18 protein-coding genes and 1 pseudogene are annotated in these 17895 nt (G+C 63.8%); 4 read left to right on the top strand and 15 right to left on the bottom strand.

Going from position 1 to position 17895, the window contains the following annotated elements; translation table 11 throughout:
• Positions 1-3 precede the first annotated feature (3 nt).
• Positions 4-705: an isochorismatase family protein gene (locus tag D9M09_RS00750; protein WP_205602318.1), complete on the bottom strand. Its 702-nt coding sequence runs from the start codon at positions 703-705 to the stop codon at positions 4-6.
• A 56-nt stretch (positions 706-761) separates the two neighbouring features.
• Positions 762-1628 (bottom strand): pirin family protein, encoded by an 867-nt coding sequence (locus D9M09_RS00745; RefSeq protein ID WP_121668366.1) that lies wholly within the window; start codon positions 1626-1628, stop codon positions 762-764.
• Positions 1629-1747: 119 nt separating this feature from the next.
• Here D9M09_RS00745 and D9M09_RS00740 point away from each other — a divergent pair, with 119 nt between their 5' ends.
• On the top strand, positions 1748-2653 hold the full coding sequence (locus D9M09_RS00740) for a LysR family transcriptional regulator (protein ID WP_121668365.1): 906 nt from the start codon (positions 1748-1750) through the stop codon (positions 2651-2653).
• Between the two features lie 46 nt (positions 2654-2699).
• Positions 2700-3503 (top strand): metallophosphoesterase family protein, encoded by an 804-nt coding sequence (locus D9M09_RS00735; RefSeq protein ID WP_121668364.1) that lies wholly within the window; start codon positions 2700-2702, stop codon positions 3501-3503.
• A gap of 9 nt (positions 3504-3512) precedes the next feature.
• Here D9M09_RS00735 and D9M09_RS00730 read toward each other — a convergent pair whose 3' ends face one another.
• The 3 genes and pseudogenes from D9M09_RS00730 to bla all read right to left on the bottom strand — a co-directional run bounded on the left by D9M09_RS00730 (position 3513) and on the right by bla (position 6139).
• Positions 3513-3686, bottom strand: coding sequence for a hypothetical protein (locus D9M09_RS00730; protein ID WP_240453517.1), 174 nt, complete (start codon positions 3684-3686; stop codon positions 3513-3515).
• Between the two features lie 11 nt (positions 3687-3697).
• Positions 3698-4905, bottom strand: a pseudogene (locus D9M09_RS30075) (RtcB family protein).
• A gap of 289 nt (positions 4906-5194) precedes the next feature.
• Positions 5195-6139, bottom strand: a complete 945-nt coding sequence (bla, locus tag D9M09_RS00720; protein WP_121668362.1) for a subclass B3 metallo-beta-lactamase — start codon at positions 6137-6139, stop codon at positions 5195-5197.
• Positions 6140-6277: 138 nt separating this feature from the next.
• On the opposite strand from bla, the gene D9M09_RS00715 reads away from it, so the two are divergent.
• Entirely contained in the window at positions 6278-7081 is an 804-nt protein-coding gene (locus D9M09_RS00715) for a metallophosphoesterase family protein (protein WP_121668361.1), read from the top strand.
• Here D9M09_RS00715 and D9M09_RS00710 read toward each other — a convergent pair.
• Positions 7078-7605 carry a dihydrofolate reductase family protein gene (locus D9M09_RS00710; protein ID WP_121668360.1) on the bottom strand — a complete coding sequence of 176 codons (528 nt, stop codon included), beginning with the start codon at positions 7603-7605 and terminating at the stop codon, positions 7078-7080. The genes D9M09_RS00715 and D9M09_RS00710 overlap by 4 nt on opposite strands.
• Before the next feature lie 41 nt (positions 7606-7646).
• Between D9M09_RS00710 and D9M09_RS29495 the strand changes: the two genes are divergently transcribed.
• Positions 7647-8243, top strand: a complete 597-nt coding sequence (locus D9M09_RS29495; protein ID WP_162995531.1) for a TetR/AcrR family transcriptional regulator — start codon at positions 7647-7649, stop codon at positions 8241-8243.
• Positions 8244-8273: 30 nt separating this feature from the next.
• Here D9M09_RS29495 and D9M09_RS00700 read toward each other — a convergent pair whose 3' ends face one another.
• From D9M09_RS00700 to D9M09_RS00665, 9 genes are all read right to left on the bottom strand, one after another.
• The gene (locus D9M09_RS00700; RefSeq protein WP_070312539.1) at positions 8274-8951 is read right to left on the bottom strand and encodes a type 1 glutamine amidotransferase domain-containing protein; all 678 of its coding nucleotides are present in this window, start codon (positions 8949-8951) and stop codon (positions 8274-8276) included.
• A gap of 22 nt (positions 8952-8973) precedes the next feature.
• A complete protein-coding gene (locus D9M09_RS00695) occupies positions 8974-10137 on the bottom strand; it encodes an iron-containing alcohol dehydrogenase (RefSeq protein ID WP_121668358.1) in 1164 nt (387 codons plus the stop codon).
• 81 nt (positions 10138-10218) lie between these two features.
• A complete protein-coding gene (locus tag D9M09_RS00690; protein ID WP_070312626.1) occupies positions 10219-10821 on the bottom strand; it encodes a TetR/AcrR family transcriptional regulator in 603 nt (200 codons plus the stop codon).
• Between the two features lie 66 nt (positions 10822-10887).
• Positions 10888-12297, bottom strand: a complete 1410-nt coding sequence (locus D9M09_RS00685) for an HdeD family acid-resistance protein (RefSeq protein WP_121668357.1) — start codon at positions 12295-12297, stop codon at positions 10888-10890.
• Positions 12298-12558: 261 nt separating this feature from the next.
• Entirely contained in the window at positions 12559-12687 is a 129-nt protein-coding gene (locus tag D9M09_RS29850) for a hypothetical protein (protein ID WP_265334702.1), read from the bottom strand.
• Between the two features lie 45 nt (positions 12688-12732).
• Positions 12733-13512, bottom strand: coding sequence for an enoyl-CoA hydratase (locus D9M09_RS00680; protein WP_070221627.1), 780 nt, complete (start codon positions 13510-13512; stop codon positions 12733-12735).
• 204 nt (positions 13513-13716) lie between these two features.
• The gene (locus tag D9M09_RS00675) at positions 13717-14913 is read right to left on the bottom strand and encodes an acetyl-CoA C-acyltransferase (RefSeq protein WP_035824191.1); all 1197 of its coding nucleotides are present in this window, start codon (positions 14911-14913) and stop codon (positions 13717-13719) included.
• A 68-nt stretch (positions 14914-14981) separates the two neighbouring features.
• A complete protein-coding gene (locus D9M09_RS00670; protein WP_230506575.1) occupies positions 14982-15479 on the bottom strand; it encodes a PaaI family thioesterase in 498 nt (165 codons plus the stop codon).
• An 11-nt stretch (positions 15480-15490) separates the two neighbouring features.
• Positions 15491-17890 (bottom strand): 3-hydroxyacyl-CoA dehydrogenase/enoyl-CoA hydratase family protein, encoded by a 2400-nt coding sequence (locus tag D9M09_RS00665; protein ID WP_121668356.1) that lies wholly within the window; start codon positions 17888-17890, stop codon positions 15491-15493.
• Positions 17891-17895 lie beyond the last annotated feature (5 nt).

The raw sequence follows: 17895 nt of genomic DNA, 5'->3' as shown, positions 1-17895 counted from the left end.
CGATCAGCCCTTGCTGGCCGCCTCGAGGATTTCCAGCTTGGTCTCGCGGCCATTCTTTTGCACGCCCTGCGCCTTGTCGTAGCTCTCGATCAGCGCGCGGTACGGCGGCACGATGTGGTCCGTCATGATGGCGGCGAAATCCATCGCATCGGCGCGGTTCCAGGTACTCATCACTTCAGCCAGCACGGCATACGTGTCGATCAGCACGGCGCCCGCCTGCGTGACGCGCGCCATGGTGATGTCGGTGGCCATCTTCGACCAGTTGCCCGAGGCATCGATGATGGCAAACACCTTGTAGCCGGCCGCCAGCGCGCTGATGGTGGGGAAGGCCATGCATACGCTGGTGAGCGTGCCGGCGATCAGCAGGGTCTTGCGGCCCGTCTTTTCGATGGCCTCGACCCAGGCCGGGTTGTCCCAGGCATTGATCTGGCCCGTGCGCGGGATGTAGACGGCTTCCGGGTTGAAATGGTGGATCTCCGGGATCAAGGGGCCGTTCGGGCCGTCGGGCACGGAAGCGGTGGTAAAAGTCGGCATATTGGCCAGGCGCGACAGCTTGGCCAGCGCCGTGACGTGGCCGCGCAGCACGTGCTGCTCGATGTCGCGCACCAGCTGGAACAAGCCGCTCTGGTGGTCGATCAGCAGCATGACGGCGTCGTCGGGATCGATCATCGGTGGCAAACCTTGGAAGTTGGCGGGGGTACTCATCGTGGTCTCCTGAAAAACCATGCCGCGGAATGCGGCATGGGTACTGCATAAAATGACTACGGCGCGATGCGGGCAAAGCGGCCGCTGTTGAAATCCTCGAACGCCTGCGCGATTTCCGCCTCGGTGTTCATGACGAAGGGGCCATGGCCGACGATGGGCTCGTCGATCGGCTCGCCGCTCAGCAGCAGCACCACGGCATCGCTGTCCGCCTCGACGGTGATGCTGTCGCCGTCGCGCCCGAACAGCGCCATCTGCGCTTCGCGCACCACGCTCTCGCCATTGACCAGCAGCGTGCCGTGCAAAACGATCAGCGCCGTGCTCCAGCCGGCGTGTACCGGCAGCGCCGTCAGCTTGCCCTGGGCCAGGCGCACATCCCACACCCGCATCGGCGAGAACGTGCGGGCCGGGCCATGCCGGCCGTCGAAGTCGCCGGCGATCACGCGCACCGCACCGGCACCGTCGGGCAGCGCCACCGTGGGAATCGTGTCGCTGGTGATGGCCTGGTAGCCGGGCGCCGTCATCTTGTTCTTGGCCGGCAGGTTCACCCACAGCTGCACCATTTCCAGCGTGCCGCCCGACCGCGTGAAGGCAGGCGAGTGAAACTCTTCATGCAGGATGCCGGCGCCGGCCGTCATCCACTGCACGTCGCCGGGGCCGATCACGCCGCCCTGGCCCGTCGAATCGCGGTGCGCCACTTCGCCCTTGTAGACGATGGTCACCGTCTCGAAACCGCGGTGCGGGTGCGAGCCGACGCCGGGCGGACGCGTGCCGGGCGCAAACTCGGCGGGACCGGCATAGTCGAGCAGCAGGAAGGGGCTCAGCTGCTTGCCATGGCCGTTATACGAAAACATCGAGCGCACGGGAAAACCGTCGCCGACCCAGTGCTGGCGCGGTGCGCTGTAGATACCTGTGACTGTGTTCATCTCGACCTCCTGTTGGGGTTTGCATTACGATGGAAACAGAATACGCTTGCAACGATAAGGGCGGTAGACGGTAAAATAGGCCATCAGCGTTCCAAAAATAGAACGATCAAGGAGGCGGCATGCAGGATCTGAACGATTTGTATTACTTTGTGCAGGTGGTCGACCATGGCGGCTTCGCCCCGGCCGGGCGCGCGCTGGGCCTGCCGAAATCCAAACTGAGCCGGCGCATCGCACTGCTCGAAGAACGCCTGGGCGCGCGCCTGCTGCAGCGCACGACGCGGCATTTTTCCGTCACCGATGTGGGACAGACGTTTTACGAGCATTGCAAGGCGATGCTGGTGGAAGCGGAGGCGGCGCAGGAAGCGATCGAACTGACGCGGGCCGCGCCGCGCGGCACGGTGCGCCTGTCCTGCCCCATCGCCCTGCTGCATGCACTGGTGGGCCCCATGCTGGCCGGCTTCATGCGCGAGCATCCGCAAGTGACCCTGCTGCTCGAAGCGAGCAACCGCCGCGTCGACCTGGTGGCCGAGGGCATCGACGTGGCCATCCGCGTGCGCCCGCCGCCGCTGCCCGACAGCGACCTGGTGCTGCGCGTGCTGGCCGAGCGCAGCCAGTGCATGGTGGGCAGCCCGCTGCTGTTCGGCGACGCGCCGCTGCCGACAGCCCCGGCCGACCTGCCGGACTGGCCCAGCCTGGCCCTGGGCATGCCGCAGCAGCACTACCAGTGGGATTTATATGGCCCCGATGGCGCGCGCGCCCAGCTGCGCCACGTGCCGCGCTTCGTCACGGGCGACATGCTGACCCTGCGCGACGCGGCCGTGGCCGGCGTGGGCGTGGTGCAGCTGCCGACCATGATGATCACCGAACAGGTGGCCAACGGCAGCCTGCTGCCGCTGATGGGACAATGGCGGCCGCAGCGCGAAATCATCCACGCCGTCTTCCCGTCGCGGCGCGGCCTGCTGCCGGCCGTGCGCGCGCTGATCGACTACCTGGCGCACAGCTTCGCCGCGCTGGAGGAGGAGTGACGGTTTTCAGGTACGATGGCGTACTCCCGAATCGCCTGGATACCGCATGCGTTTATTGATTCTGTCGGACCTGCACCATGAGCTATGGCGCGACGAAGCGCCGCAGGGCAACCTCGCGCTCAGCCGTCCCGACGCCGTGATCCTGGCCGGCGACATCGACACGGGCGCGCGCGCCGTCGCCTGGGCCGCCACCGCGTTTGCGGGCCTGCCCGTGCTGTACGTGCATGGCAACCACGAAGGCTATGGCCACCACCTCGACAAGGTGCGCCAGGAGCTGCGCGCGGCCTGCACCGCCACGCCGAACGTGCATTTTCTCGACGCCGATACCCACGTCTTCACCGACCCGGCAGGCAGCAAGGTGCGCTTCCTGGGCGCCACCCTGTGGACGGATTTCCGCCTGCTGGGCGACGACACGCGGCAAGCGGCCATGCGCGACGCGGAAGCCGTCATGAACGACTACAAGCGCATCCGCCTGGCCAGCATGGGCTTTCGCAAGCTGCGCGCGGCCGATACGGCCATGTTCCACGCGCAGCAAAAAGCCTGGCTGGCGTGCGAACTGGCGCAGCCCTTCGACGGCCGCACGGTGGTCGTCAGCCACATGGCGCCGTCGCTGCGCTCGGTCGACGATGCGTATGGCAGCGAGGGCTGCTCGCCCGCCTACGCCTCGCGCCTGGACGACCTGGCAGCGCAGGCGGACCTGTGGGTGCATGGCCACATTCACGTCTCGCGCGATTACCGCATCGGCCCGTGCCGCGTCGTGGCCAACCCCTGCGGCTACAAGACGCGCGGCGGCACGCCGCAAAATCCCCAGTTCAACCCAAACTTCATCGTCGAACTGCCGTTGCGTTAATCCAGCGCGCTAATCCTCGGGCTTCAGGCGTCCCGCCAGCAGTTGCTGCAGCCGGTGCTTGCCGGCCCGGCGCGCCGCGCGCGGCGACGCTTCCGACTGATGCGCGCCGGCGCCGCCGCGCAGTTTGGCGGCCGCCACCAGCGGGTTGCGCGGCTTGGGCGGGATTTTCACTTTGATCTTCATGGCCACTCCTTTCAACCCTTGATGCAGACGACCTGGCGCAAGGTATGCACCACTTCCACCAGGTCGCTCTGATGCGCCATGACGGCGTCGATATTTTTATAGGCGGCGGGGATCTCGTCGATCACGCCGCCATCCTTGCGGCACTCGATGCCGGCCGTCTGCTCGGCCAGGTCGAAGCGGTTGAAGCGGCGCTTCGCCTCGCTGCGGCTCATGCTGCGCCCCGCCCCGTGCGAGCAGGAACAGAACGATTCCGGCTTGCCCTTGCCGCGCACAATGAAGCTGCGCGCGCCCATGCTGCCGGGGATGATGCCCAGCTCGCCCTGCCGCGCCGAAATGGCGCCCTTGCGCGTCACATATAAATCCTCATTGCCATGCGTTTCGCGCGCGATGTAGTTGTGGTGGCAGTTGATGGCTTCCCCGTCGAGCCGGAACGGCGGAGCAAACTTCGCCAGCACGTCGAGCACGCGGCGCATCATTTCGCTGCGGTTGAGCAGCGCGTAATCCTGCGCCCAATCCACCGCTTCCACATAGTCGTCAAATACCGTGGAGCCCTCGCTCAGGTAAGCCAGGTCCGCGTCCGGCAGCTGCAGCTGGTGGCGCCGCATGTCCTTCTGCGCGGCGGAGATAAAGTAACGGCCGATCACGTTGCCGATGCCGCGCGAACCCGAATGCAGCATGATCCACACCCGCTGCTCCTCGTCGAGGCAGATTTCAATGAAGTGATTGCCGCCCCCAGGGTGCCGGCCTGGCAAATCCACGTGCGCTCGAACTGGCGCAGCATCTTGGCGATGCCCCGGTGGCGCTCGACGATGTGCGCCAGGCGGTCGCCGAGCGGCCGCAAGGCGCGCGCCTGGCGCGAGCCTTGCACGCGGCTCCATGCATGTTGTTCGAAGCCGACGGGCACTTCGGCTTCGATGGCGCTGCGCAGGCGCGCCAGGTTATCGGGCAGGTCGCTGGCCGTCAGGGTCGTGCGCACGGCGTTCATGCCGCAGCCGATATCGACGCCAACGGCGGCCGGGATGATGGCAGCGCGCGTGGGAATCACGCTGCCGACGGTGGCGCCGATGCCGGCATGCACGTCTGGCATGGCCGCCACATGCGGATGGACGATGGGCAGGCAGGCAATATTGTGCAGCTGGCGCAGCGCCTGCGCGTCGATATCGTCGGTAAAGATATGCACGGGCACATGGGCGCCGTGCAGTGTCTGATGAATGGGCATAACGTCTTCCTTGGTATTGTCGTTATGCCGGGGTCGTCTAAAAGAAAAAAACCCCGGCGAGTTTCCTCACCGGGGTTTTGCAGGACACCGGCTCGGGATCGGCAATGTGCCGATGGCCCCGAGCGTCATGCACGGGGCTAGTGGTAGTACAACTTGCTGCCAGCCTGCTCGAACATGGGTTTCCTTTCTTTTGTCTGGTTAATCTGAACTGCGCTGAACTGCGGACGATGATTCTGCACCTTATGCTGCAGTGCGTCAACCGCTTTTCATGGCGAAGACGCCAACGTTGTTATTTTGTCGCAGCCGCTTTTTCCTTCGCGATGCGGGCATCGAGCTTGACTTCATTTTTGGCCGCGTAATTGCGGCACGCCTGCGCATCGATGAAAGGATTCGGCGTGACGCCTTCGAGCAATTGCGTCAGTTTCAGGTCGCCGCCCGAGTGGTCCGGGTGGGCCGAGATCAAAATGTCGCACGGCAGTTTGGCAAAGTCCTGCATGACGCGGCGGAAGGCCGGCGTCAGGTCCCCATGGCGTTCATCGCCCAGGTAGTGAAAATCATCGGCCGCCACTGGCGTGAGACTGGCGCCGAACACCACGCTCAGGCATTCCTGACGCTCGGCATCCTCGCACGACACCCATGTCCAGCTGGTGCTGCCCGGCGTATGGCCGGGCGTGTAGCGCGCCGTGATGGTCACGTCGCCCAGTTGCAGGGTTTCGCCATCGGCGATTTCGCGCACGTTTTCCACGGCCGGCATGGGGTCGATTTCGCCCGCTTGCGGATCCGTGGCGAGTACCGAACCCGCGCGCAGCGCCTGCGCACCGAGCGGGCTGGCGACCACTTGCGCGCCGCTGTCGCGGGCCAGGGCGGCGATCCCGCCCGAATGGTCGAAATGCGCTTCCGTATTCAGGATGAACTTGATGTCTTCCAGGCGAAAACCCAGCTCGAGGATATGTTCCTTGATGGCGGCCACCGACTGCGGCAACGCGCCATCGATCAGGATCAAGCCGTCGCGCGTATCGATCAGCACCACGCTCAAGCCGCCCACGCCCACGTAATACGTGTCGCCGTGGATGCGCGCCGGCTGCTGCGGGCGGTTCCACTGCGCCGCATACGGCGAGGCGATCGGCTGCGTCAAGGGATCGACGGCGGGCGTGGCGGCAGGCGCCGTCAGCGGCAGCGCCAGGGCGGCCAGCGCGATGCCGAGCAGGGACTTGGAAAGGAAGAAAGGCGGCATGCGGCTCCAGTAATGAGTGTGCGGTAATCGATGCCACAGAGTAACGTCGCTACCCTCGCGCGGTCAAGCAAGCCATCGTCCGCACTTGCGCTACGATAGAGGTCCATACACTTTCGTGCGCCTTGCCGCCCTATTGCCATGCGTTTGCTGATTCTGTCCGACCTGCATCTGGAAGTCTGGGGTGAAGACACGCCCGCCATCGACCTTGCCGCCAGCCGCCCCGACGTGGTGATCCTGGCCGGGGACATCGACACGGGCAGCAACGCCATCGCCTGGGCCGCGCGCACCTTCGGCGCCCTGCCCGTGCTGTACGTGCATGGCAATCACGAGGGGTATGGCCACCAGCTCGAACGCATGCAGGACGCCGTGCGCGACGCCTGCGCCAGCGCCAATGCGCAGGGCGCCAACATCCGCCTGCTCGACGGCAATGCCGTGACGCTCGATGGCGTGCGCTTCCTCGGCGTCACGCTGTGGACGGATTTTCTGCTGTTCGGCGCCGAGCGCCGGGATGAAGCCTTGAGCGCGGCGCAAAGCTACATGCCCGACTACAAGCGCATCAGCACGGGCGGCGACACGCCGCGCCTGCTGTGCGCCAGCGACACGGCGCAGCTGCACGCGCAGCACCGCTCGTGGCTCGAGCAGCAGCTGGCGCAACCGTTCGAGGGCAAGACGGTCGTCATCACGCACATGGCGCCGTCGATGCTGTCGGTGGAAGAGCAATACGCGACGAACCTGGGCTCGCCCGCCTTCGCCTCGCAGCTGGACGAGCTGGTAGCCCAGGCCGACCTGTGGGTGCATGGCCACATGCACGCCTCGCTCGACTACCGCGTGCAAGGCTGCCGCGTCGTCTGCAACCCCTGCGGCTACAAGCGGCCCGATGGCACGCCGGAAAACGATCGCTACGATTCCGGCTTTATCGTCGATCTCGCCGGCACGGTTTAATTTTTCCGATAGCGCAGCTGCACCACGCCGCTGGGCAGCTGGCGCGTGTGGTCCAGGCGCCAGTCGCTGCGCGGCAAGCAATCCTCGAACAGGCGCACGCCCTTGCCCAGCACCACGGGCAGCACGGACAAGGTCAGGCTGTCGACGACGCCCTCGCGCAAGCCGGCGCGGATGACGGCGCCGCCATCGAGATACACATGGCGGCAGCCGTCTTCGGCCAGCCCCTCCAGTACTTCACGCACGCTGCCCTCGCGGCGCTGCTCGCCATGGCGCGGCGCGAAGTCGCGGTGGCTCAATACCACCACGCGCTTGCCCGCATACGGCCACGGCTCGAATCCCAGCACGGCGTCATACGTGGTGCGGCCGATCAGCAAGGTATCGACCTGCTCCATCAAGGCCGTGTAGCCGGTGGCGTCGGGCGAGTCGGGCGCCAGCTCGGCCAGCCAGGACAGGTCGCCGTTTTCTCCGGCGATGCAGCCGTCGATGCTGATGCCGAGAAATACGCTGACAACAGGCTTTTTCATGGATGTTCCTTCAATTAATTCTACGGTGTAGAATTATGCCCATGAAAACCCCAAAACTTCAAGACCTGGAATCTCCTGTGCGCCGCGCCGGACGGCCGCGCCGCGTGTCGCCCGCGCTGGACAGCGCCGCCATCCTGCAGGCGGCCTTGGCCCTGCTGGAAGAGCAAGGCGAAGCGTTTTCCATGCGCGCGCTGGCGCAGCGGCTGGGCGTCGATGCAATGGCCCTGTATCACTATTACACGGGAAAAGAGGAATTATTGCTGGCCCTGATGGCGCAGCGTTTTGCCGCGCTCGATCCGCGCCAGCCGCCGTTTACGCAACGCCAGGGGCCGCAGCGCCGCCTGCTCGCGCTGTGCGCGCTGTACCTGGAACTGGTCAGCACCACACCGTATTTCGTGCGCCTGATGGCGCGCGGACTCGTGACGCAAGCCGATGTGGCAGAGCGCTTTACGGCGCTGTTCGAACTGGCCGTGGAGGCCCTCGATCTGGATAAAAAAACCCGCTTGCGCGGGCGCGATGCACTCGTCGATTTCCTGCACGGCTATGCGCTGGCGGGCAGGCCCGCCAGCGAGACGGCCTGGCATGCGTCCGTCGGCCTGATCCTGGCGGGCATGGCCGCCGGACGCACCGGTGGATGACGCCCGGCGGCCGGCCGTCCTACCGGCGCATCAAGCCAGCAGCTTGAGCAGCGCCTGGGCGGCCGCTTCCGACGAGGCCGGGTTCTGGCCCGTGACCAGCAAGCCATCGGTGACGGCGTACGGCTGCCAGTCGCCCAGCTTCGAGTAAACGCCGCCGTTTTGCTTGAGCATGTCCTCGACGAGGAAAGGCACGATGGCCGTCAAGCCGACGGCGTCTTCCTCGGTATTCGTAAAGCCCGTCACCTGCTTGCCGCGCACCAGCGGCGAGCCGTCGGCCGCCTTCACGTGGCGCAGCACGCCAGGCGCGTGGCAGACGGCGGCGACGGGCTTGCCGGCGGCGATCATCTGCTCGATCAGCGCGATCGAGTGCGGGTCTTCAGCCAGGTCCCACAGCGGGCCATGGCCGCCCGGGTAGAACACGGCGTCAAAGTCGGCCGCCTTCACGTCGGCCAGCTTGCCCGTGTTGGCCAGCACGGCTTGCGCAGCGGCGTCCTGCTTGAAGCGGCGCGTGGCGTCCGTTTGCGAATCGGGCTCGTCGCTTTTCGGGTCCAGCGGCGGCTGGCCGCCGTTGGGCGAAACCACCGTCAGCTGCGCGCCCGCTTCCTGCAAGGCATAGTAGGGCGCGGCGAATTCTTCCAGCCAGAAGCCGGTTTTCTTGCCCGTGTCGCCCAGTTGATCGTGCGAGGTCAGTACCATCAGGATGTTCATGTTGTTTCCTTTTATGTCAGGGTTACAGTGCTGCTTCGAGGATACGGCGGCTGCGCGCGAGGTCGATATCGCGGTGTTCGCCGAGGGAGGTCATGCCATGTGCTTCCAGTTGCGTCAAAACCGCTTCCACCGCTTCCTGGCCCAGCTGATAGGCCGACAAACGGGTCGGAATGCCCAGCCCTTCAAAGAAGGCGCGGGTGCGGGCGATGGCGGCGGCGATGCGCTCGTCGTCGCTGCCCTGCGTGATGTTCCAGACACGTTCGCCATATTGCAGCAATTTGCCGCGTTTCTGCTCGCGCTGCACGTCCAGCAGTGCGGGCAGCACCAGGGCCAGGGTGCGCGCATGGTCGATGTCGTACAGGGCCGTCAATTCGTGGCCGATCATGTGGGTGGCCCAGTCCTGCGGCACGCCGGCGCCGATCAGGCCATTCAGGGCCAGGGTGGCCGTCCACATCAGGTTGGCGCGCGTGGCGTAATCGTCGGGTGAGGCGACCGCCTGCGGCGCGATCTCGACCAGGGTCTGCAGCAAGCCTTCGGCAAAGCGGTCCTGCACCTTCGCCTGCACCGGATAGGTCAGATACTGTTCCGTGGTGTGGACAAAGGCGTCGACCAGGCCATTGGCTACCTGCGTGGACGGCAAGGTAAACGTTTTGCCGGGGTCGAGCACGGAAAACTGCGGGTACAGCAGCGGGTTGCGAAAACTCAGCTTGGCATGCGTGGCTTTTTTCGTCACCACGCCGCCGCTGTTCATTTCCGACCCGGTGGCCGGCAAGGTCAGCACCGTGCCGAACGGCAGGGCGCGCTGCACGTTGGCGCCGCCGCGCTCGGCGATTTCCCACGGCTCGCCGTCGTACAGGGCGGCCGCGGCGACGAACTTGGTGCCGTCGATCACGGAGCCGCCGCCGACGGCCAGCAGGAAGTCCAGCTTCTCGCTGCGCACCTGGGCCACGGCGCGCATCAGGGTTTCATAGCTGGGATTGGGTTCGATGCCGCCAAACTCCTGCACCGTGCGCTGGCCCAGCGCAAGAGCAGTGCGCACTTCGGCCAGGGTGCCCGTCTTTTCCGCGCTGGCGCCGCCGTACAAGATCAGCACGCGCGCATCGTGCGGCACCAGGGTGGACAATTTGGCGACGGTATCAAGACCGAAGACGATACGGGTCGGGTTGTGGAATTCAAAATTCTTCATGCTGCTCCTTTATTATTAGACTGGTCGTCTAGAATGCGGTTCAAAAAACGCGGACGTCTGTCATCCGCGTACCTGGCGCCCTTATTGATCCGGCGGCAGCTGCAGCATGGCCAGGGTCGCCCGCCAGGCCGTTTGCAAGGCGCTGGCGTCGCGCCGCAGCTTGGTCAGCATGGCCGCGCCCAGCCACAGCTGGTACAAGGTGGCGGCCGTCTGCGCCGGGTCGGCCACCGATGGCAGCGTATCGTCCACCCTGCCCCGCGCGATGGCCAAGGCCAGCCTGGCGATGATGCGGTCGGTGCCGCCAAGCAGCGCCACGCGCATCGGTTCCGACATGTCCGCCACTTCGCTGCTGAGCTTGACCACCAGGCAACGGCAGTCGCAGCCGCTGCCATCGAGGCTGTCGCTGGTCCAGCTGGCCCAATACGCCATCAGCGACTGCGCCGCGTTCCGGCCGGGCTGGCCCAGCACGCGCTCCATTTCGTCCAGGTAGCGCGTTACGTAGTCTTCCAGCATCGCTACACCAAACAATTCCTTGGACTTGAAGTAATGGTAGAACGAGCCCTTGGGCACGTCGGCGGCCGATAAAATCTCGTTCAGCCCCACGCCGGCAAAACCCTTGCGCGTGATGATGGCCTTGCCCTGGTCGATAATGTGCTGGCGCACGTCGGTGTATTCAGCTTTCATGCGGGGCATTGTAGCACAATTAGACCAGTCGTCTAGATCCATCTATTTCAATGCAGCGACGGCGAACTACGCGCGCTTGTCACGCATGGCGTCTTCACCAGGATTCTCGCGCAGATCGATGGCGCCATGGTCCTGGGCACGCCATTCGCGGCGCAATTGCGCCATCCTGTTGAAGGCGGCCCTCGCCAATTTCCACCAGGCGAACGGACGCGGATCGGCCAGCATGCTGAGCGCCCTGGAATAATCGAGCGTCAACCCGGGCGTCCACGCCATCGTCACGGCACGCTTGCGGATCTGGGCGGCTACCCACAACTCCGGCGTCGCCAGGATGCGGAAAAACACTCTCCAGCCTGCGCGATCCCCATACAGGCGGCCAACGGCGCCGTCGATCGCCGCCTCCAATGCCCGGGCAACAGTACTGGAACAATTACGATGCGTGAGATTGTAAGTCTCGTCGCAGCGATACTGTCGCCAGAAAGCCTGCAGCTGGCGCGGGTCGTAATTCCGGATACGGACCTGAACGGTGGACGGGCACCATGCCTTGGATTCTGTCGCATAATCCGGCTGGAATACGCCCGGCACGTCATTCTCCCGGGTGGCGCGCAGCAGGCGCCCGAAATCGTCCGGCGAACGGTCGATCTCTGTGCGCGGATACAGGCTGATATAAATACCTTCAGGCGATTCCAATGCCGCATGCCCGGTAGAGATCACGCCGTTGACATCGACTGCGGCGATATAGCGATCGACAATCGGATAATGTTGGGTCGGCGACCTGGCTGAACCGGCAGGCGTCCAGACATGCACCGTCAGCGCCTGTTCATGCTCCGCTGGAGGACCGTCCCACTCCACTTGGGTATATGCAGAAGCAAGGTGTTCATCCGGCTGGACTGCGGAATGCGCCGATTCCGACAGGGCCGGATTACCGCTCATGCGACGAACACGGGTTGCCAGCCCCATCAAATTGGCGCCGCCAAACATCAGAAACAGGCCCAGGCAATACGGTAGTGTTCCAACATAATGCGTCGGATATGGCTGATAAAAGAAGATTGCCAGCGCAATCTCGGCCAGGCCCCAGGAAAACGCCACGCGCCAGCGCCGATAGCGGACCATGTAGGCAGAGACGCACTGTATCAGTCCGTCGGCGAGAAAAAGCGTTCCAAAAATCATCGATAACAGGAAATTGCCATGGTGGTGACCGGCGAAGATCAGCATCGCCGCCAGCACCACGGCGCAGCCTTTCACGTAGCGCAAGATGCGCTGTCCGCCGACGCCAGTCCATGCCACAGCCAGCGTTGCCAGACCTTCGACCAGGAACAGGTAAGCAAAAAAATTGATCGGGAAGTACATCGCATTGTCGAGCGCGTCAATAAAGATGACCAGGCCTGCGAGCAGCCATATCAATCCGATCAGCAGGATACTGCGCCAGCGCTTGCGTAGATATTCAACGCCCAATAACAGCAACACCAATCGAATCATGAATGCTCCTCCTGTTTTACCTGCAGCAGCAATACCCGGACAATACGCGTCAACTGGTCGTCATGGCCGTGAAAATACATGACGATGAACTTTCACATCATTTGAGAATGGAAACTGTCGCAATCCATGCATTAGCATAAAACATGAAATTCATCAGGAAAGTATCATAAAAGATAAAAATGTCAGGTTTGCTTGTCGGCAGCCGTAGCCGCACCAAGCAATCGTTATTGGACCCTGTTTTCAATCAGGCTCGCCGCGACGTCAAGACCAGCCCCCGTTGCAGGGGCGCAGCTGAGAAACTTCTTTTATATTCAATGAGTTGCGGTAGCGGCTGTAAACGTGGTCGTTTTCGCGCTGACCGGCCACCGCATTCTCATCGTCGATCGTCATTTCCGCATCAGATGGTGAAGGTCCGACGCGATGTCAGACCCTGCCTTAGGCGAACTTCTTGAAATCCGGCTTCCTCTTTTCAAAGAAGGCCGTAAACGCTTCCTTCGCCTCGGCACCGCCCAGCATGGCGCTGAACAACTTGTTTTCCTCGGCGATGGCCGCCTTCATCGGTTCCATGCGGCTTTGCTTCATCAGGCGCTTGGTGGCGCGGATCGAGGCCGCCGGCAATGCCACCAGCTTGGCCGCCTGGCCTTGCGCGAAGGTCATCAAGTCGTACAGGGGCACGACTTTCGACACGAGGCCCATTTCCAGCGCTTCGCTGGCGGGGAAGGACTCGCCCAGCATCAGCTTTTCCGCCGCGCGCGGGTAGCCGGCCAGTTGCGTGAGCAGCAGGCTGGAGCCAAATTCCGGGCACAGGCCCAGTTGCGTGAACGGCATCGAGAAGCTGGCGTTGTCGGCCGCGTAGACGAGGTCGCAGTGCATCAACAAGGTCGTGCCGATGCCGATGGCGGGGCCGGAGACGGCCGCCACCACTGGCTTGCTGCTGCCGTACAGGGCGCGCATGAACTGGAACACGGGACGGTCATGGTCGAGCGAGCCATCCTTCGGACGCGCCGTCTTCATGAAGTCATCGAGGTCGTTGCCAGCCGTGAAAATCTCGCGCTTGCCGCAGATCAGGATGGCGCGTACTGCATCGTCCGTCTCGGCCGCCACCAGCGCGTCGGCCAGGGTCTGGTACATGGCACCCGTGATCGCATTCTTGCGTTCCAGGCGGTTGAATTCCAGGGTCAGAATGCCCTCGCTCTTGCTGCACAAAATATCCATGTCGTCTCCAAAAAGATAAAGGGCGCCGGGGTAATCCCGCAGCGCCCAAGTTTTGACTAATCTTAGCTGACCACTGACGTCACGACGCCTGGCAGAAGCGTAGCGAGCGGCAGCGAGTTGTGGCCGAGACGCGCAACTGTGCGAAGGCACAGTGAGCATCGCAGGCCGCGAATCGCAACGCGCAGTAGCTTATGCCAAGTGTCATCAGACGCGTTCGAAGATGCCTGCTGCGCCCATGCCTGCGCCCACGCACATCGTCACCATGCCGTACTTCTGCTTGGTGCGCTGCAGCGCGTGAATCACGGTCGCGGCGCGGATGGCGCCGGTGGCGCCCAGAGGGTGGCCCAGGGCGATCGCGCCGCCCATCGGGTTGACCTTCGATGGATCCAGGCCCAGGTCGCCGATCACGGCCAATGCCTGTGCGGCAAACGCTTCGTTCAGCTCGATCCAGTCCAGCTGGTCTTGCGTGATACCGGCGGCGGCGCACGCTGCAGGAATGGCAAATTTCGGACCGATGCCCATGATTTCCGGCGGCACGCCGCGCACGGCGAACGAGGAGAATTTCGCCAGCGGGGTCAGGTTGTGCTCGCGCAGGATTTTTTCGCTGACGATCAACAGCGCGCCGGCGCCATCGGACATCTGCGAGCTGTTGGCGGCCGTGACGGAACCCTTGGCGGCGAACACAGGCTTCAGTTTTGCCAGCGACTCCATCGACGAATCGGCGCGCGCGCCTTCGTCCGTGTCGACGGTGCGGCGCGTTACGTCGACCTGGCCGGTGGCCAGGTTCGGCGTGCGCGTGATGATTTCCACTGGCGTCGTTTCGGCCTTGAAGAAACCGGCTTGCTGCGCGGCGATGGCGCGGCGGTGCGATTCAACGGAGAACGCGTCCTGCTGTTCACGCGACACTTTCCATTGCTGCGCCACTTTTTCGGCCGTCAGGCCCATGCCGTAGGCCATGCCGATGTTTTCGTCGCTGAACATGTCCAGATTCATCGATGGGTGGTGGCCCATCATCGGCACCATCGACATCGATTCGATGCCGCCGGCGATCATGACGTCGGCTTCGCCCACGCGGATGCGGTCAGCCGCCATGGCGATGGCCGTGATGCCCGAGGCGCAGTAGCGGTTGACGGTGACGCCGCCCACGGTTTTCGGCAAGCCGGCCAGCAGCACCGAGTTACGCGCGATGTTGAAGCCCTGCTCCGCTTCCGGGAACGAGCAGCCGATGATCGCGTCGGTGATCAGCGCCGGGTCGAGGCCAGGCGCCTGCGCCAGGGCCGATTGCAGTACGCGCACCAGCAGGTCGTCCGGGCGGGTGTTTCTGAACATGCCGCGCGGCGCTTTGCCGATCGGGGTGCGGGTTGCAGAGACGATGTAGGCGTCTTGAAGTTGTTTGCTCATTTTGTTCTTTCAAAGATGTTGAACGAGGTTCGTGTTCTGTCGAATGTCCGGGGTAGTCAGGTTGCCGCTTAGCGCTTCTGCGACAAATACCAGTCCACCGTCACCTGTGCCGCCAGCGTGCCTTCGGCATCGAAAATATCGACTGCCACGGGAAACGCCACCTTGCCGTCCTGCGCCAGCTGCGCCTTCAAGGCAGCCAGGTCGCCCGGCACGCGGCCTTCGGCGCGCGTCGCGCCCCGGGCCACCTTCTGGTAGGCGATGCGCGACTCCTTGGCCACCGGGCGCAAGCCCAGTATCAGCTCGGCGAAGCCGCCAGCCATGGCCGCGCCGGAAGCCGTTTCGGCCAGGGTAAACAAGGCGCCCGCATGCTGCGTGCCCAGGTGATTATGCAGTTTGGGATCGTCCGGCAGCGACACCTTCGAGGTGCCGGCGCCGATCTCGTCGATGCTGATCCCCAGCAGCCGCACGAAGGGCAAGGTGTCCATCATCTGTTGTTTGATACGGTCATACACCATGCTTGGCCTCACGCGCAGCAGTACTTTAAATACGAGGGACAGGATCGTCATCGACGCTGTGCTTAGTTGCGTACCGGCTTACCGGTCTGCATCATGCCCATGATCCGTTCCTGGGTTTTCGGATGGTTCAACAGCTCCAGGAATGCCTTGCGTTCCATATCCAGCAGCCACTGTTCGCTGACGAAACTGCCCTGGTCCACGTCGCCGCCCGATACGATCTCGGCGATCATCTCGCCCAGCTTGAAATCGTGCGCCGAAATGAAGCCGCCGTCGCGCATGTTGACCAGCTGCGCCTTGATGGTGCCCCAGCCGTAGCGGCCCGTCACCTGGATCAGCGAAGGAAGCGCCGGACGGAAGCCCGCGTCGAACATGGCGCGCGCTTCGACCTTGGCCACGTGCAGCAGCTCGTAGGCGTTGAACACGATTACGTCGTCTTCCTTCAGGTAGCCCATCTTCTTCGCTTCCAGCGCCGATTTCGACACGTTGGCGGTGGCCGCATTGGTAAAGCCCGTTTTCAGGAATTGCAGGATGTCGTTACCCTTGGCTTCCTTGTAGGCGCGCTGCGCCGCTTCCTTCAAGCCGCCGCCGGCAGGAATCAGGCCCACGCCCACTTCCACCAGGCCGATATACGACTCGATCGAGGCCACGCGCTTCGATGCATGCAGCGCCAGTTCGCAACCGCCGCCCAGTGCCAGGCCAGCGACCGCGGCGATCACCGGCACGTTCGCGTATTTCAGCGACATGAAGGTGTTCTGCAGTTCGGCGATGATCGGATCGACGGCTTTCACGCCGCCTTGCATGAAGGCCGGCAGGGCCGATTGCAGGTCGGCGCCGGCCGAGAAGGCGCCGCCTTCGGCTGCGTCCGCGTGCCAGATCACCAGGCCCTTGAAGTTCTTTTCCGCTTCGGCCAGGGCCAGTTTCAAGCCATTGATGACGCCTTCGCCGATCACGTGCATCTTCGTCTTGAACGAGATGATCAGGACGTCGTCGCCCGTATGCCAGACGCGCACGGATTCGTCTTCGAAGACGGTGGTGCCGGCGGTCTTGCCGTCGATGGCGCCGCTGCCCAGGACCGGCGCGCGGAACTGCTGGCGGTCGTAGACGGACAGGTTAGAGCGTGGCACGAAGCTGTTCGACACGGCGGAATACGAACCTTCCGGCGTGTGCACGCCGCCTTTTTCAGCGACCGGGCCTTCGAAGACCCAGGCAGGCAAAGGCGCGTTGCACAGCGCGTGGCCGGCGTCGATGTCTTCCTTGACCCAGTTGGCCACTTGCAGCCAGTTCGATGCCTGCCACGTTTCAAACGGGCCCACGTTCCAGCCGAAGCCCCAGCGCATGGCGAAGTCGATGTCGCGCGCGTTGTCGGCCACGGTGTCCAGATGGATGGCGATGTAGTGGAAGGCGTCGCGGAAGATCGCCCACAGGAACTGGCCTTGCGGATTCGTCGATTCGCGCAGCGCCTTCATCTTCTTGACCGGATCCTTTTCCTTCAGGATGCGGGCGATGATGTCGGCGGCCTTGGCGCCGCCGGCCACGTATTCACCGGTGGCGAAGTCGAGGCGCAAGATATCCTTGCCGACCTTCTTGTAGAAGCCCGCGCCGCTCTTCTGGCCCAGCGCGCCTTTTTCCACCAGCTGCGCCAGCACGGCCGGCGTCTTGTAGACGGCGGCGAACGGGTCGTTCGGCAGGTAGTCCTGCATGGTCTTGATCACATGGCCCATGGTGTCCAGGCCGACCACGTCCGCCGTGCGGAAAGTACCCGACTTGGCGCGGCCCAGCTTGGAGCCGGTCAGGTCATCGACAACGTCCACGGACAGGCCGAATTTCTCGGCTTCGTGCACGATGGCCAGGATGCCGAACACGCCCACGCGGTTGGCGATGAAGTTCGGCGTGTCCTTGGCGCGGACCACGCCCTTGCCCAGGGTGGTGGTCAAAAAGCCTTCCAGCTGGTCGGCGATTTCAGGCTTGGTGAACGCGGTCGGGATGATTTCGACCAGGTGCATATAGCGCGGCGGATTGAAGAAGTGCACGCCGCAGTAGCGCGACTTCAGGTCGGCGTCGAAACCTTCGGCCAGCTTGGTGATCGACAGGCCCGAGGTGTTCGAAGCGAAGATCGCGTTCGGGCCGATGTGCGGGGCCACCTTCTGGTACAGGTCGTGTTTCCAGTCCATGCGCTCGGCGATGGCTTCGATGATCAGGTCGCAACCGGCCAGCAGGTCCAGGTTGTCTTCGTAGTTGGCGACCTGGATCAGCGCGGCGTCATCCTTGTTGCCCAGCGGCGCAGGCGACAGCTTTTTCAGGTTCTCGATGGCGCGCAGCACGATGCCATTCTTCGGGCCTTCCTTGGCCGGCAGGTCGAACAGCACGACCGGCACTTTCGCGTTGATGCAGTGGGCGGCGATCTGCGCGCCCATCACGCCGGCGCCGAGGACGGCTACTTTTTTAACGATGAAATTGGTCATATTTT

The sequence above is a fragment of the Janthinobacterium agaricidamnosum genome, from assembly GCF_003667705.1.
GTDB lineage: Bacteria > Pseudomonadota > Gammaproteobacteria > Burkholderiales > Burkholderiaceae_D > Janthinobacterium.
This window is presented reverse-complemented; position numbering and strand designations above follow the sequence as displayed.

Coding starts and splice junctions, on each gene's coding strand:
- D9M09_RS00745 (WP_121668366.1), bottom strand. CDS start 1,628: ATGAACACAGTCACAGGTATCTACAGCGCACCGCGCCAGCACTGGGTC.
- D9M09_RS00680 (WP_070221627.1), bottom strand. CDS start 13,512: ATGGATATTTTGTGCAGCAAGAGCGAGGGCATTCTGACCCTGGAATTC.
- D9M09_RS29850 (WP_265334702.1), bottom strand. CDS start 12,687: ATGACGATCGACGATGAGAATGCGGTGGCCGGTCAGCGCGAAAACGAC.
- D9M09_RS00675 (WP_035824191.1), bottom strand. CDS start 14,913: ATGAGCAAACAACTTCAAGACGCCTACATCGTCTCTGCAACCCGCACC.
- D9M09_RS00690 (WP_070312626.1), bottom strand. CDS start 10,821: ATGAAAGCTGAATACACCGACGTGCGCCAGCACATTATCGACCAGGGC.
- D9M09_RS00665 (WP_121668356.1), bottom strand. CDS start 17,890: ATGACCAATTTCATCGTTAAAAAAGTAGCCGTCCTCGGCGCCGGCGTG.
- bla (WP_121668362.1), bottom strand. CDS start 6,139: ATGCCGCCTTTCTTCCTTTCCAAGTCCCTGCTCGGCATCGCGCTGGCC.
- D9M09_RS00750 (WP_205602318.1), bottom strand. CDS start 705: ATGAGTACCCCCGCCAACTTCCAAGGTTTGCCACCGATGATCGATCCC.
- D9M09_RS00740 (WP_121668365.1), top strand. CDS start 1,748: ATGCAGGATCTGAACGATTTGTATTACTTTGTGCAGGTGGTCGACCAT.
- D9M09_RS00685 (WP_121668357.1), bottom strand. CDS start 12,297: ATGATTCGATTGGTGTTGCTGTTATTGGGCGTTGAATATCTACGCAAG.
- D9M09_RS29495 (WP_162995531.1), top strand. CDS start 7,647: ATGAAAACCCCAAAACTTCAAGACCTGGAATCTCCTGTGCGCCGCGCC.
- D9M09_RS00735 (WP_121668364.1), top strand. CDS start 2,700: ATGCGTTTATTGATTCTGTCGGACCTGCACCATGAGCTATGGCGCGAC.
- D9M09_RS00695 (WP_121668358.1), bottom strand. CDS start 10,137: ATGAAGAATTTTGAATTCCACAACCCGACCCGTATCGTCTTCGGTCTT.
- D9M09_RS00730 (WP_240453517.1), bottom strand. CDS start 3,686: ATGAAGATCAAAGTGAAAATCCCGCCCAAGCCGCGCAACCCGCTGGTG.
- D9M09_RS00715 (WP_121668361.1), top strand. CDS start 6,278: ATGCGTTTGCTGATTCTGTCCGACCTGCATCTGGAAGTCTGGGGTGAA.
- D9M09_RS00710 (WP_121668360.1), bottom strand. CDS start 7,605: ATGAAAAAGCCTGTTGTCAGCGTATTTCTCGGCATCAGCATCGACGGC.
- D9M09_RS00670 (WP_230506575.1), bottom strand. CDS start 15,479: ATGACGATCCTGTCCCTCGTATTTAAAGTACTGCTGCGCGTGAGGCCA.
- D9M09_RS00700 (WP_070312539.1), bottom strand. CDS start 8,951: ATGAACATCCTGATGGTACTGACCTCGCACGATCAACTGGGCGACACG.